This is a genomic window from Pseudarthrobacter sp. SSS035 (assembly GCF_023273875.1).
Taxonomy (GTDB): domain Bacteria; phylum Actinomycetota; class Actinomycetes; order Actinomycetales; family Micrococcaceae; genus Arthrobacter.
Map to the genome: position 1 here is coordinate 4,123,896 of NZ_CP096882.1, position 14,023 is coordinate 4,137,918.

Annotated in this window: 11 protein-coding genes and 1 pseudogene; 10 read left to right on the forward strand and 2 right to left on the reverse strand. The window is 66.3% G+C overall.

Translation table 11 applies throughout. The features are described from left to right. Positions 1 to 133: 133 nt before the first annotated feature. On the reverse strand, positions 134 to 1,390 hold the full coding sequence (locus MUN23_RS19150; protein ID WP_248760440.1) for an APC family permease: 1,257 nt from the start codon (positions 1,388 to 1,390) through the stop codon (positions 134 to 136). Positions 1,391 to 1,499: 109 nt separating this feature from the next. Between MUN23_RS19150 and aspS the strand changes: the two genes are divergently transcribed. Further along, positions 1,500 to 3,287, forward strand: coding sequence for an aspartate--tRNA ligase (gene aspS / locus MUN23_RS19155; protein ID WP_248760441.1), 1,788 nt, complete (start codon positions 1,500 to 1,502; stop codon positions 3,285 to 3,287). 69 nt (positions 3,288 to 3,356) lie between these two features. Continuing rightward, positions 3,357 to 4,212: pseudogene (locus MUN23_RS19160) on the forward strand (GNAT family N-acetyltransferase). Between the two features lie 63 nt (positions 4,213 to 4,275). On the opposite strand, the gene MUN23_RS19165 reads toward MUN23_RS19160, so the two are convergent. Continuing rightward, on the reverse strand, positions 4,276 to 4,950 hold the full coding sequence (locus MUN23_RS19165) for an acVLRF1 family peptidyl-tRNA hydrolase (RefSeq protein ID WP_248760443.1): 675 nt from the start codon (positions 4,948 to 4,950) through the stop codon (positions 4,276 to 4,278). A 75-nt stretch (positions 4,951 to 5,025) separates the two neighbouring features. On the opposite strand from MUN23_RS19165, the gene MUN23_RS19170 reads away from it, so the two are divergent. The 8 genes from MUN23_RS19170 to MUN23_RS19205 all read left to right on the forward strand — a co-directional run bounded on the left by MUN23_RS19170 (position 5,026) and on the right by MUN23_RS19205 (position 14,017). Continuing rightward, positions 5,026 to 6,426 carry a replication-associated recombination protein A gene (locus tag MUN23_RS19170; protein ID WP_248760445.1) on the forward strand — a complete coding sequence of 467 codons (1,401 nt, stop codon included), beginning with the start codon at positions 5,026 to 5,028 and terminating at the stop codon, positions 6,424 to 6,426. 288 nt (positions 6,427 to 6,714) lie between these two features. After that, on the forward strand, positions 6,715 to 7,341 hold the full coding sequence (gene rpsD / locus MUN23_RS19175) for a 30S ribosomal protein S4 (RefSeq protein WP_058932352.1): 627 nt from the start codon (positions 6,715 to 6,717) through the stop codon (positions 7,339 to 7,341). Between the two features lie 145 nt (positions 7,342 to 7,486). Next, complete coding sequence (locus MUN23_RS19180) at positions 7,487 to 7,861, forward strand: DUF948 domain-containing protein (RefSeq protein WP_248760447.1); 375 nt, start codon at positions 7,487 to 7,489, stop codon at positions 7,859 to 7,861. Between the two features lie 17 nt (positions 7,862 to 7,878). Continuing rightward, entirely contained in the window at positions 7,879 to 8,109 is a 231-nt protein-coding gene (locus tag MUN23_RS19185) for a DUF6167 family protein (RefSeq protein WP_248760449.1), read from the forward strand. A 117-nt stretch (positions 8,110 to 8,226) separates the two neighbouring features. Continuing rightward, positions 8,227 to 10,905, forward strand: a complete 2,679-nt coding sequence (gene alaS / locus MUN23_RS19190) for an alanine--tRNA ligase (protein WP_248760450.1) — start codon at positions 8,227 to 8,229, stop codon at positions 10,903 to 10,905. A gap of 7 nt (positions 10,906 to 10,912) precedes the next feature. Then, a complete protein-coding gene (ruvX, locus tag MUN23_RS19195; RefSeq protein WP_248760451.1) occupies positions 10,913 to 11,524 on the forward strand; it encodes a Holliday junction resolvase RuvX in 612 nt (203 codons plus the stop codon). Continuing rightward, the gene (mltG, locus tag MUN23_RS19200) at positions 11,508 to 13,160 is read left to right on the forward strand and encodes an endolytic transglycosylase MltG (RefSeq protein ID WP_248760452.1); all 1,653 of its coding nucleotides are present in this window, start codon (positions 11,508 to 11,510) and stop codon (positions 13,158 to 13,160) included. The genes ruvX and mltG overlap by 17 nt, the downstream gene beginning before the upstream one ends. After that, on the forward strand, positions 13,157 to 14,017 hold the full coding sequence (locus MUN23_RS19205; protein WP_248760453.1) for a shikimate dehydrogenase: 861 nt from the start codon (positions 13,157 to 13,159) through the stop codon (positions 14,015 to 14,017). Before mltG ends, MUN23_RS19205 begins: the two co-directional genes overlap by 4 nt. Positions 14,018 to 14,023 lie beyond the last annotated feature (6 nt).

The following is a 14,023-nucleotide window of genomic DNA, read 5'->3' on the forward strand; positions in this document are numbered from 1 at the left end:
CACCGACGGCGAGGGAGCCGAGCTGCGCCGAAACGGGGCACTTCGACACGGACTCGCCGCATTCTGGGTCTCTTTCTCTGGTTTCGTGCACCAAAGTGCCCCACGACGGCGCGGCTTGCGCCTCTGGCGGCAGCTAGCGGCGGAACCGAAGCACCACGAACCGGCCGGCCGCTCCGGTGGCCAGGACTGCGGCCATCCCCAGCACTGAAGCGGGCGGCAGCGTGAAAGCCAGCAGCAGGCAACTGATGAAGCCGGCCACATTGAGCCACCGGGGGCCGTGGGCCGGGTGCTCCTCCAGGGTGTACGCCGCGGCGTTCGTCACCGCGTAGTAGATGAGCACACCGAAGCTGGAGAACCCCACCACCGTCATCACGTCAGTGGTCAGGATCAGGAAGATCACGACGGCGGCCACCGCCAGTTCTGCCACGAACGGCACCGTGTGCTTGCCGCCCACGCGGGCCAGGGGCGCCGGCAGATCGCGTTCGCGCGCCATAGCCAACGTTGTGCGGCCCACTCCGGTGATGAGCGCAAGCAACGCGCCCAGGCACGCCGCTGCCGCGCCGGCCTGGACAACCGGCGCACCGGCGGCGAACTGCGAATTCACTACAGCGTCCAGCAGCGGGGCCGTGGCGGCGGCCAGCTTGCCTTCGGTCAAGTGGTTTTGGAGCAGCAGCGCCAACGCCAGGTAGATGACGAAGGCGCCGGCGAGGGCCGCCAGGATGGCACGCGGAATGGTCCTGGCCGGGTCCTTGACTTCCTCTCCGAGGGTGGCGATGCGCGCGTAGCCTGCGAAGGCGAAGAACATCAGGCCGGCGGCCGGCAGCACTCCTTCGATTCCGCCGGCCCCGCCAGAGCCGGACGTCCCGAGGGACGTTCCGCCGGCTGGATGCGGCCCCACGATCGCGGCAACGGCAACAAACACCAGGGTGGCCAGGACAACACATAGCAGGATCCTGGTCAGGAGTGCTGTGCGGGTAATGCCAAACAGGTTCACAGCGGTCAGCGCCACCACCGCAGCGATGGCAACCGGCACCGCGTAGCCCGGTGACACGTAGTGGCCGAACGTCAGCGCCATGGCGGCGCAGGAGGCCGTCTTGCCGCTGACAAATCCCCAGCCGGCCAGGAAACCGGGCCATTCCCCCAGGCGCTTCCGGCCGTACACGTACGTTCCGCCGCTGGCCGGATACCGTGCAGCCAGTTCCGCGGAGGCCACCGCGTTGCAGTAGGCCACGGCACCCGCGATCAGGACCGACAGGACCAGGAAATTTCCGGCCAGACCCGCGGCGGGGGCGAAGACCACAAAAACGCCGGCCCCGAGCATGGAGCCCAGGCCGATGGACGTGGCGTCAAACACGCCCAGCCTGCGTTGAAGCTGCTGGTGTTCGGGCATGGGGGAGGCGGGCCTTTCCAGCGGGTAAACTCAGACGGGATTGTTCCCGGAACGATCCTATGCAGTTTTATCTTTTGTTTTCCTGCTGTCGTCTTCAGAAAGGCGTGCTGTGCTGCGCACACATGACCTCGGATCCCTTCGCTCCGAGCACATTGGACAAACCGTAACCCTGGCTGGCTGGGTGGGCCGCCGTCGTGATCACGGTGGTGTTGCATTCGTGGATCTGCGCGATGCGTCCGGCGTGGCCCAGGTTGTGGTCCGTGAGGAAGAGGTCTTCCACGGCCTGCGCAACGAGTACGTCCTGCAAATCACCGGCACCGTCTCCAAGCGCCCGGAGGGCAACGAGAACCCCGCCCTGGCCACCGGCGCCATTGAGGTCATGGCGGACAAGGTTGTTATCCTCAACACTTCCGATCCGCTGCCGTTCCAGATCGACGAGCACGTGGAGGTCGGTGAGGAAGCCCGCCTGAAGCACCGCTACCTCGACCTGCGCCGCCCCGGCCCCGCCCGTAACCTCCGGCTGCGCTCCGAAGCCAACCGGATTGCCCGTGAACTGCTCCACCAGGACGGTTTTGTCGAGATCGAGACCCCCACGCTGACGCGTTCGACGCCGGAAGGCGCCCGCGACTTCGTGGTCCCCGCCCGCCTGGCGCCGGGTTCCTGGTACGCACTGCCGCAGTCCCCGCAGCTTTTCAAGCAGCTCCTGCAGGTGGGCGGCTTCGAGAAGTACTACCAGATCGCGCGCTGCTACCGCGACGAGGACTTCCGCGCCGACCGCCAGCCCGAATTCACCCAGCTGGACATCGAAGCCAGCTTCGTGGACCAGGACGACATCATTGCCCTGGGCGAAAACATCGTCAAGGCGCTGTGGAAGCTGATCGACGTCGAGATCCCGACGCCCATCCAGCGCATCACGTACGCCGACGCTATGGCGCGCTATGGCTCGGACAAGCCCGATCTCCGCTTCGGCGTGGAACTGACTGAGCTCACCGAATTCTTCAAGGACACCGGCTTCGGCGTCTTCAAGGCTCCGTATGTCGGCGCCGTGGTGATGCCCGGCGGCGCTTCCCAGCCGCGACGCACCCTGGACGGCTGGCAGGAATTCGCCAAGCAGCGAGGCCACAAGGGCCTGGCCTACGTCCTCTTCAAGGAAGACGGCGAACTGGCTGGCCCTGTTGCCAAGAACCTGAATGAGGCCGAGCGTGCAGGCCTCGCCGACGCCGTGGGCGCCAAGCCGGGCGACTGCATCTTCTTCGCCGCAGGTGAGAAGTCAGCGGCACGCGCCCTCCTGGGTGCTGCCCGCGTGGAGATCGGCCACCGCACCGGCCTGATCGACCCCAGCGCCTGGGCGTTCTGCTGGGTGGTTGACGCACCCATGTTCGAACCGGCCGCCGCAGCGGTGGCGTCCGGTGATGTGGCTGTTGGCGCCGGAAAGTGGACGGCCGTCCACCACGCCTTCACCTCGCCCAAGCCCGAGTTCATGGACACGTTCGACAAGGACCCGGAATCGGCCCTGTCCTACGCCTACGACATTGTCTGCAACGGCAATGAAATCGGCGGCGGCTCCATCCGTATCCACGAGCGTGACGTCCAGGAACGCGTATTTGAACTGATGGGGCTGGACAAGGCAGACGCCCAGACCAAGTTCGGCTTCCTGCTGGAAGGCTTCAAGTTCGGCGCTCCTCCGCACGGCGGCATCGCGTTCGGCTGGGACCGTGTGGTGGCATTGCTGGCGGGCGTTGAGTCCATCCGCGACGTCATTGCCTTCCCGAAGACGGGCAACGGTTACGACCCCCTGACACAGGCTCCCGCGCCGATCACGGCGCAGCAGCGCAAGGAAGCCGGCGTGGACTTCAGGCCCCAAACGAAAACGGAAGAGCCCAAAAAGGCCGAGTAATTTGAACACCGCAGTCGAGGGGCTCCCCGGGAAACCGGGGGGCCTTTCGCATTGGAAGAGTGGTACGCCATGACAGTTTCACGTCCTGCACCAGCCCTGGCCCTGCCTGGGCTTGAGGCGCTGATGGATGCCGCCTGGCCGGCCCCGGACCGCGAGGAATCCGACGGCTGGGTGCTTCGCGCAGCCTCCGGCGTGACCCAGCGCGCCAACTCCGTCTGGCCGCGGGAGCCGGAGGGCGATATGCACCGGCAGCACGAGGCTTTGCGTGCGGCGCGGCTCTGGTACCGCGGCCGGCGCCTGCCGCTGATTTTCCAGGTCTTCGATGATCCCCGCTCCACCGGACTGAATGCCATCCTCGACGGGGAAGGCTTCACCCGCCAAATCCGAAACGCTGGTGATGTGCCGGAGCAGCGGCGCGCAGGTGGCGGACCCGCAGAGTATGGACCAACCTGCTGTGCTTCAAACTGCGGCGGCCCAACCCGTCGTCGAGATTTCCACCGTCCCCAGCGATGAGTGGCTTGAGCTGTGGTGGAGCGTGGATGGCCGCGGCGTCCCGGCCGAGCGCGAGACCGCACGCAGCATCCTTGCAGGCTGCCTGTCGCTCTATGCCCTGGTGAGGTCCGACGACGGCGTCCCCGCCGCCGTCGGACGGCTCGCTCTCCCTCCCACCAGGGAATCGGCAAGTAGTTGGGGCGGGCTTTACTGCATGGCCACCCGAACGGACGCCCGGCGGCGCGGCCATGCCCTGCGGATCATGCAGGCCCTCCTGCAGGAAGGCGCCGCCCGCAACCTGGCCGGCTACTGGCTGCTGGTCACCGCAGCGAACTCCGGGGCCCGGCAGCTCTACGCCCAGGCAGGATTCCAGGAAGCCTGCCGCTACCTCTACCGGCAGGAACGGCCCAAGCGGCACTTGACCGGCTGCTAAGGGGCCCGGAGATCCGGATTGTTGGCCGGGCCGCGCTTGTCACCGACGGCCGGTTGTGGATAACTATGGCCGTGCGTCAGCGACCTGTATCCGGACAGCGCAGACATCCGCGGCGGCCTTCCGCAGCACCGAGCCATTGGGATCAGGCACATCCAGGAAGTCCAGCCGGGGGACTGAGGCATACAGCTTCATGGCAGGTTGGTCCATGACGAGCCCCGCAAGGGTCCGGTCCCCGCCGGGCGCCAGGTACTCGATCGGTTGGCCACCGAAGACCGCGGCTGCGTGGGCTGCCACTTTCTCCACCAGCTCATCAGCCTGGTTGGCCCGGCGCCGTGCGAACCGCTGCTGGGACTGGCCGCCGGCCGCGGTGCGGGACTGCACGTAGCGGGACCCCGCCTTGGACGCGAGCAGGATGCCTTCCCGGGCCACACCCACCGCATAGCCGCCGCGCCGCACAAGCACCAGGCCAGCCGTCCGGGGCTGGCCGGCGACGGAGGCCAGGCGCTGCAGGGGATCAGCGCCGCGTCCGGGCCGTCCGTCAGGTGCCCACGGAGCCTGAAGCAGCGCAGTGGTGCCGTCGGCCGCCAGCAGCCGCACGCCGTCGTCGTCATCGCTGATCCGGAAGCCGCCGTGCGAGGCACCGAAGCGTTCCGCCCAGCCGGCCAGGCGTCCGCCGGGCACAAACGCGGTCCTGACGGACCCCGGCCGGCCGACGCCGGGGGTACTGCGTGCGCTCATGGCGGGATCCCTTAGGTGGCGGGCGGAAATGGAGGAACGGAAGTGGGGCAGTGAACTAATGAGTAGCCTATCTATGTGGATGATCTCTTCGCCCAAGGGCATGGCAATGACGACGACGACACTGACGAACCGTCGTCGTCCGGCCGTACCGCCGCGCCCCGCAGTCCGTTGGCCGTGCGGATGCGGCCACGCACCCTGGATGACGTGGTGGGCCAGCAGCACCTGCTGGGGCAGGGATCACCGTTGCGGCAGCTGGCGGCCGGCACCGACGCCCTGGGTCCCGCAGGCCCAAGCTCGCTGATCCTCTGGGGACCGCCCGGGACCGGAAAAACCACGCTGGCGCATGTGATCGCCAAGGGCAAGGGGCGGAAGTTCGTGGAGCTGTCCGCCATCACCGCGGGCGTCAAGGACGTCCGGCGGGTTATGGACGAAGCCCTGACAGCGCGGGACCTGTACAAGACCACCACTGTGCTTTTCCTTGACGAGATCCACCGCTTCAACAAGGCCCAGCAGGATGCCCTGCTGCCCGGCGTCGAAAACCGCTGGGTGGTGCTCGTAGCAGCAACCACGGAAAACCCGTCCTTCTCGGTGGTCTCGCCACTGCTGTCCCGCTCCCTCCTGCTCACCCTGAAACCGCTGACGGAGGCGGACATTGAAGGGCTCCTGCAGCGCGCCGTGGCGGACGAACGCGGCCTGAACGGAAAAGTGGAGCTCACCGCTGAGGCCCTGGCGCACCTCGTCCGGCTCGCGGGCGGCGACGCCCGGCGCGCCCTGACGGCCCTTGAAGCCGCAGCGGGCGTGGCCTTCGGCGATGCGGACGACGCCGCTGCCGACTCTCTGGTCACCGTGGAACTCAAGCACACCGAACGCGCCCTCGACGTGGCCGCCGTGCGCTACGACCGCGCCGGGGACCAGCACTACGACGTCGCCAGCGCCTTCATCAAATCGGTCCGAGGCTCCGACGTCGACGCCGCACTGCACTACCTGGCCAGAATGCTGGAGGCAGGGGAGGACCCGAGGTTCATTGCCCGGCGCATCGTGATTTCCGCGGCGGAAGACGTGGGAATGGCGGACCCCACAGCGCTGCAGACGGCGGTCGCCGCCGCCCAGGCAGTCCAGCTGATCGGCATGCCCGAGGGGCGGATCGTCCTGGCCGAGGCCGTGGTGCATCTGGCCACCGCGCCGAAATCCAATGCCGCGTACATGGGAATCAACAAGGCCGTCGCGGATGTCCGTGCCGGCTTGGGCAACGGGATCCCGGCGCACCTGCGTGATGCGCACTACCCCGGCTCCAAGCAGCTGGGCCACGGGCTCGGCTACAAGTACGCCCACGATGCCCCCCATTCGGTAGCCAGCCAGCAGTACCCGCCGGATGACCTGGTGGGTCGGGACTACTACGAGCCCACCGCCAACGGCGCGGAACGGGACATCGCCGTGCGCCTCGAACGCCTGCGCAAGATCATCCGCGGCAACTGACCGGCGTCGTCGGTGGAGTGGGCCCCGGCCAGTGACGCGACGGGAGTGACGCCACGGGAGTGACCGGGGGAGCGGCGGCCGGAGCCGGCGGAGTGTGGGAATGCAGCCGAATCCTGCTAAGATTGTTCGTTGTCTGGCAAGGCGCGGACGCAATCTCCCCATCCTTCAGTATTTCTGCTGTTTCGTTGGGGTAGCCCTGTGCCCAGTAGCAAAAGGCAGCGGTTGGCCGATGCTCTCCATTATGGAGGCCAGTAACACTGACACACCGCAGATATTGGAAGGACACAAGTGGCTAACAACACTCGTGCTCGCCGTACAGCACGCCTCTCGCGTGCACTCGGCATTGCTCTGACCCCCAAGGCCGCCAAGTACATGGAGCGCCGCCCGTACGGCCCCGGTGAGCATGGCCGTGCCCGCAAGAAGCAGGACTCCGACTACGCCGTACGTCTGCGCGAAAAGCAGCGTCTGCGCGCCCAGTACGGCATCCGCGAAGCCCAGATGACCCGCGCCTTCGAAGAAGCCCGCCGCACCAAGGGCCTGACCGGTGAAAACCTGATCGAACTGCTCGAAATGCGTCTCGACGCCCTCGTGCTGCGTGCCGGCTTCGCCCGCACCATCGCCCAGGCCCGCCAGCTCGTTGTGCACCGCCACATCATGGTTGACGGCATCCGCGTTGACCGCCCGTCCTTCCGCGTCAGCGAAGGCCAGCTTGTCCACGTCCACACCCGCAGTGAAACCATGGTTCCGCTCCAGGTTGCAGCAGCCGGCGCACACCGCGACGTCCTGCCCCAGGTTCCGGCCTACCTGGACGTCAAGCTTGACGCCCTGCAAGCCCGCCTGGTCCGTCGCCCGAAGCGCTCCGAGGTTCCCGTAACCTGCGAAGAGCAGCTCGTCGTCGAATTCTACGCACGCTAAATCCCAGCAGCGTATCCAAAGAAGCCCGTGGCAAGCGCCACGGGCTTCTTTGTATGTAAGGTACTTGGGGGACATCTGCGGAACGCATCAAGGCAGCGTGCGCGGAGGTAAAAGATCCACGTCAGTTTCAAGGAGATGAACGTCTATGTCTGGTGGCGATATTGCCGGCCTGATCGCAGCCGGGGTGTTCGCGCTCCTGGTGCTGCTGCTCGCCGTGCCCATCCTGAAGCTCGGCAGTGTGCTGGAGGAAATTCGGACCTCCATCCGCTCCCTCAGCGATGGCGCCACGCCCCTGCTGGACGAAGTCACCGCGACTGTGACCACCACCAACCAGCAGTTGAAGAAAGTGGATGGCATCGCCTCCAACGTTTCGGATGCGTCGGCAAACCTTTCCGCACTGTCATCACTCGTTGCAGCGACAGTCGGCTCACCGCTGATCAAGGTGGCGGCCTTCAGCTACGGCGTGCGCTCAGCGCTGGCCAACCGCAAGAAGCCCGCACCCGGCCGCCGCAGCCGCTAAGCCACCGGAGAACTGAAATGAAACGATTTGTCTGGATGGGAATCGGCGTGGCCATCGGTGTCATTGCTTTCCGCAAGATCAGCGAAGCCCAGTCCAACCTGGGGCCCGAGGGCCTGAACCGCGCGGTGGGCCGGCTGGCCGACGGCGTATACGACTTCGCCGATGCCGTGCGTGCCGGAATGCATGAGCGCGAGACCGATCTGCGGGCCGCCCTCGGGGTCGATTCCCAGGACGTAGCCCGCCGCTGAGCGCGGGAAAAACGCGCGAGAATTAAACCAGCAGCCGCCGCTTGCCGGCACTGCCGTCTGAATCAATAAGTCATGCGTGGCATAACGCGTGAACCGAGAAGGGTATGTAATCAGCTCATGAAGTCGCAGGAGATCACAAAGCGCTGGGTGGACTTTTTTGTTAGCAAAGGACACACCGCGGTTCCCTCCGCCTCGCTGGTCTCCAGCGACCCCTCCCTCCTGTTCACCGTGGCCGGCATGGTCCCGTTCATCCCTTACCTGACTGCCCGCGAAGAGGCCCCTTTCGCCCGGGCCACCAGCGTTCAGAAATGCATCCGCACCGGTGATATCGAGGAGGTGGGCAAGACCGCCCGCCACGGCACCTTCTTCCAGATGTGCGGCAACTTCTCCTTCGGTGATTACTTCAAGGAAGACGCCATCAAGTACGCCTGGGAGCTGCTCACCAAGAGCGTGGACGACGGCGGCTACGGCCTGCCGCCGGAACTGCTGTGGGTGACGGTCTACGAAGAGGACGACGAAGCCAAGGAGCTGTGGCTGACGAACACCGGCGTCCCGTCCGAGCGCATCCAGCGCATGGGCAAGGCCGACAACTACTGGCACACCGGCCAGCCGGGCCCGGCAGGGCCCTGCTCGGAGATCTACTACGACCGGGGCCCTGCCTACGGCGTCGAGGGCGGTCCCATCGCCGACGAAAACCGCTACGTTGAAATCTGGAACCTGGTGTTTATGCAGTACCAGATCGACAACGTCCGCTCCAAGGACGACTTCGACGTCGTCGGCGAGCTGCCCAAAAAGAACATCGATACCGGCCTCGGCATGGAGCGCCTCGCGATGATCCTGCAGGGCGTCGAGAACATGTACGAGACCGACCAGGTCCGGCCTGTAATCGACAGGGCTGCCGAGCTGTCGGGCCGGGAGTACACGTCGGCCGAAACACCTGAGGATCCGCACCACACGGACGACGTCCGCATGCGCGTTGTCGGTGACCACATCCGCTCAGCCCTTATGCTGATCGCCGACGGCGTAACCCCGTCCAACGAGGGCCGCGGCTACGTCCTGCGCCGCCTGATCCGCCGCGCCGTGCGTTCCATGCGCCTGCTCGGCGTCGAAAAGGCCTGCCTGCCGGACCTGCTCCCCGCCTCACGCGATGCCATGAAGGGCGTCTACCCCGTCGTCGCGACGGACTTTGACCGCATCAGCCGGATCGCCTACGCCGAAGAGCGGGCCTTCCTGCGCACCATCGCTTCAGGTACCGCCCGCCTCGAAGACGCCGTCACGGAGTCCAAGGCCGCCGGCACGTCGCTGTCCGGTGCAGATGCCTTCGCCCTGCACGACACCTACGGCTTCCCGATCGACCTCACCCTGGAGATGGCGGAAGAAGCCGGACTCAAGGTCGACGAGCCGGAATTCCGCCGCCTGATGCTCGAACAGCGCCAGCGTGCCCAGGCGGACGCCAAGGGCAAGAAGGGCGGCCACGCCGATCTCAGCGCCTTCCAGGAGCTGCTGGCCCAGGGCGAGACTGTCTTCACCGGATACACCGACCTGGATGGCGAGTCCCGGGTCCGGGGCATCCTCAGCCGCGGACAGAACGTGGGGCACGCCGCCACCGGCGACGAGATTGAACTCGTCCTGGCGGAGACCCCGTTCTACGCTGAGGCAGGCGGCCAGTCGGCTGACACCGGCCTCATCACCGGTGACGGATTCGTCGTCGAGGTCCTGGACGTCCAACGCCCCATCAAGGGACTGAGCGTGCACAAGGCAATCGTCCGGGAAGGCGAGATCGGCTCCGACTCACTGGTCCGCGCAGCCGTGGACCGCGAGCGGCGCCACGCCGCCGAGCAGGCCCACACCGGCACGCACATCGTCCATGCCGCACTGCACCAGGTCCTCGGCCCCGAAGCCACCCAGCGCGGTTCCTACAACAAGGCCGGCTACCTGCGCTTCGACTTCGCCTGGGGCGAAGGCCTCAGCACCGCCACGCGTTCGGAAATCGAGGAAGTCTCCAACCTCGCCATCCGCAACAACTTCCGCGTGGACACGAAGGTCATGGGCCTGGCAGAGGCCAAGGCGCTGGGCGCCATGGCGCTCTTCGGCGAAAACTACGGCAGCGAAGTCCGTGTTGTGGAGATCGACGGCGCGTGGTCCCGGGAACTCTGCGGCGGCACGCACGTAGCCAACACGTCCTTGATCGGCAGCCTGTCGCTGCTCGGCGAGCAGTCAGTCGGTTCAGGAAACCGCCGTGTGGAGGCGTTCGTGGGCATGGATGCTTTCCGTCACCTGGCCGCCGAGCGCGCCCTGGTGACTGAACTGACCGAGATGCTCAAAGTGCCTTCCGGTCAGCTCGCCGACAGAATCGCCAGCACGCTGAACAAGCTCAAGGCCACGGAGAAGGAACTCGACCGCCTGCGCAAGGAACAGATCGCCGCGGCGGCCGGAAACCTCGTGGGCACAGCCCGGGACGCAGCCGGCGTCCAGGTCATCGCACACGACGCCGGCCAGATCGGCGGCGCTGACGACATCCGCAACCTTGCCCTCGACCTGCGCAACCGCCTCGGTTCGGCAGCATCCACCGTGGCAGTGGCCGGTGTCAGCAATGACCGGCCCATGATCCTGGTGGCCACCAACGAGGCAGCCCGGGAAGCCGGCGTGAAGGCCGGGGCCCTGGTCCGGCTCGCGGCCGGAATCCTCGGCGGCGGCGGCGGCGGCAAGGACGACGTCGCCCAAGGTGGCGGCACGGACGCCGCCATGGTCACACCGGCGCTGGCCGCCGTTGTGGACGCCATCTCCCGGCGCTAGGGAACCCGTGACAGAATCCGCTGGCGCCGCCGTCTACCCCCAGGGCATCAAACTGGGGGTAGACGTCGGCACCGTCCGCGTGGGCGTGGCCCTCTGCGACCGGGACGAAATCCTGGCCACTCCGCACAAGACCCTGGACCGCAACGTCAAGAAGAATTCCGACGTGCGTGTCATCGCGTCCCTCGCTGGGGAACTGGGCGCCGTCCAGGTCTTCGTGGGGCTGCCACGCACCATGAAGGGCGAGGAACACGCCTCTGCCAGGATGGCCACCGACTACGCCGAACTGCTGGTCGCGGAGTTCGTTGCCCGGGGAATGGATGTTCCGGTCAACCTGGTCGACGAGCGCCTGAGCAGTGTTACGGCGCACCGTAACCTGCACGAAGCTGGCATGAGCAGCCGGAACCACCGTAAAGTGGTGGATCAGGTCGCGGCGGCAGGCATCCTCCAGCACGCCATCGACATGCAAAAAGCCAGGGGAACGGACGTTGGCAGCCGCGTGACCGCGCCGCCCCGTACTCGGCCATCCGGAGCAGGTTCGGCAGTCCAGCCCGAGCACGCGGCCCCGGAAGGCATGACCCGATCTCAGAACACGGAAGGCTACAGTGAGCCCGTCCAATAACGACGACGCCTCAGGCGCCACGAGCAACGATGGCGCCAGGCCGCTGACCCGAAAAGAGCTCCGCGCCCTGGAGAAGCACACGGGAAGCAGCGATGTGGTTCCCGAGCAGGCCTACGAAACGGGGCAGGATGCGCCCGCACCTGCCACGGCTCCTGTTCCCGAAGCTGCACCCGTTCCGGCGCCTGCCCCCGCTCCTGCGCCTGCCCCCGTTCCGGTCCAGGCGGCCGAACCGGTTCAGGCGCCTGAACCGGATCCGGAGCCTCAGCCAGCTGTCCCCACAGCCCCGGAAACGCCGCCTTCCATCCAGGACGCCGGTCCGGCCGCAGACCACCAGCCGGACGAAGCCCAGGTTCAGGAATACCACCCCGACGACCAGCACTTTTATGAAGCGCACGACGCCGGGCACCTCCACCCTGACGAAGCGCTACATGACGCCGGACACCAGTATCCGGACGAAGAACACCACGATGCAGGCCACCTTGATGATCACCATGTCGATGACCACTTTCCAGATGATCACCATGCTGACTCCAGCCTGTTCGCCGGCGCAGCCACGGGTTCCGTAGTGGCAAAGCCCTCCAAGAAGGTGCGGCGCCGGCGCCGACTCCTGGCGCTGTTCCTGACTCTTGTGGTCTTCGTGGCAGCGATCGCCGTGGGCGCGCAGTTCCTGAAGCCCCTGCTGGGAAACGATAAGGCGGCCGACTACCCCGGCCCCGGCACGGGCGAAGTCATAGTTTCGGTCCAGCCCGGTGAAGGTACCCGCTCCGTGGCCACCAAACTGGAAAGCGGGAAAGTTGTGGCCAACGCTGACACTTTCCTGCAGGCCTTTGCTTCGTCCGGCGGAACGCTGTCGCCGGGGGACTACACGTTCAAGATGGAAATGAAGAATTCCGACGCCGTCAGCGTCCTGCTCGGCACCGACAAGAGCAAGGTCATCTACTTCGCCTTGAGTGCCGGTCTCAGGGTCGGCGAGTCGCTGCAGGCCATCTCCGAGGGCTCCGGTGTGTCGCTGCAGCAACTGAAGGAGCTCAGCAACGCTCCCGCACAGTTTGGGCTCCCAGCCAACGCCAAAAACCTTGAGGGTTTCCTCGCTCCGGGGGAGTACCGCTTCCCGCTCGGCACACCGGCGAAGGAGATCCTCCAGTCGCTGGTGAAGGTAACCACGGACGAACTTGTGGCACAGGGCATCACCGATCCGGCGAAGCAGTATGAAGCTGTGATCGTGGCGAGCATTGTCCAGGCCGAAGGCGGACAGGCTGAGTACGGCGACGTTGCCGGGGCCATCTACAACCGCCTCAAGCCGAATGACCAGACCTCCGGCTACCTGCAGGTGGATTCGGCCGTGACGTACGGGCTGGGCACCAAGAGCTTCAACTTCACCGATGAAGAGCGCCAGGACAAGTCCAACCTCTACAACACCTACGCCAACCCCGGCCTGCCGCCGGGCCCCATCGGTTCCCCGGGCAAAACCGCCATCGACGCGGCGGCGAAGCCCAAAACCAACGACTACCTGTACTGGGTAACCATCAACCTGGACACGAAAGAGACAAGGTTCTCCAAGACGCTCGACGAACACAACGTCTACGTCGACCAGTACAACACCTGGTGCCAGGCCAACGTGGGCCGCTGTACATGAGTCTCCGGGCCGCCGTCCTGGGCCATCCGATCAGCCATTCCAAGTCCCCGGCCCTGCACCTGGCGGCGTACGGCAAACTCGGGATGGACATCGGCTACACGGCCCTGGACCTGACCGAGCAGGCTCTGCCCGCCTTTATGGAACAGGTCAGGACGCAGCAGGGCTGGCGTGGACTCTCAGTCACCATGCCCCTGAAATCAGGCATGTTTGCCGAAGTGGACGAAGTCCGCGGCGTGGCACGGACACTGGGCGTGGTCAACACCGTCGCCTTCGAGGAAGACCTCGGCTCCGTGAGGCGCATCGGCTACAACACCGACGTCGCCGGCATCGTCAACGCTGTCCTTAACGCCGGAGTAGCGGCCAGCCCCGCCGCCGTGGTGCTGGGCGGAGGCGGTACAGCCGCAGCCGCAGTGGCCGCGCTGAAGGATCTGGGCACGCAGCACGCCCAGGTGTTCGTCCGGGATACCTCACGGGCCGACGAAGCACGCGCCGCCGCGGCCGGAGTAGGCCTTTCCATAGTCGTCCGGCCGCTGACCGAAGCCGCCGTTCCGACCGCAAGTGCCGACGTCGTAATTTCCACGCTCCCGCCGCGCGCAGCGGACGGGCTGGCAGCGGAGATCGCCGCGTTGGGAACCGGAACACCCGGTGTCCTCCTGGACGTGGCCTATGATCCGTGGCCCAGCCAGATTGCGTCGGCGTGGCAGTCCGGCGGCGGTGCTGTGGTGCCCGGACTCGAAATGTTGTTGTACCAGGCGGTGGAACAGGTACGCCTGTTCACCGGCCGCGGTGACGACGTTAATGCGTCTGTCATAGATGTGATGTGCGACTCAGTCGGCCTTCCCCGACGGGCGTTCTGACCGCCA

What these genes read in the sequence shown, in the direction of transcription:
- MUN23_RS19185 (WP_248760449.1), top strand. Translation starts at nt 7,879, where the DNA reads ATGAAACGATTTGTCTGGATGGGAATCGGCGTGGCCATCGGTGTCATT.
- MUN23_RS19165 (WP_248760443.1), bottom strand. Translation starts at nt 4,950, where the DNA reads ATGAGCGCACGCAGTACCCCCGGCGTCGGCCGGCCGGGGTCCGTCAGG.
- MUN23_RS19150 (WP_248760440.1), bottom strand. Translation starts at nt 1,390, where the DNA reads ATGCCCGAACACCAGCAGCTTCAACGCAGGCTGGGCGTGTTTGACGCC.
- MUN23_RS19205 (WP_248760453.1), top strand. Translation starts at nt 13,157, where the DNA reads ATGAGTCTCCGGGCCGCCGTCCTGGGCCATCCGATCAGCCATTCCAAG.
- alaS (WP_248760450.1), top strand. Translation starts at nt 8,227, where the DNA reads ATGAAGTCGCAGGAGATCACAAAGCGCTGGGTGGACTTTTTTGTTAGC.
- MUN23_RS19180 (WP_248760447.1), top strand. Translation starts at nt 7,487, where the DNA reads ATGTCTGGTGGCGATATTGCCGGCCTGATCGCAGCCGGGGTGTTCGCG.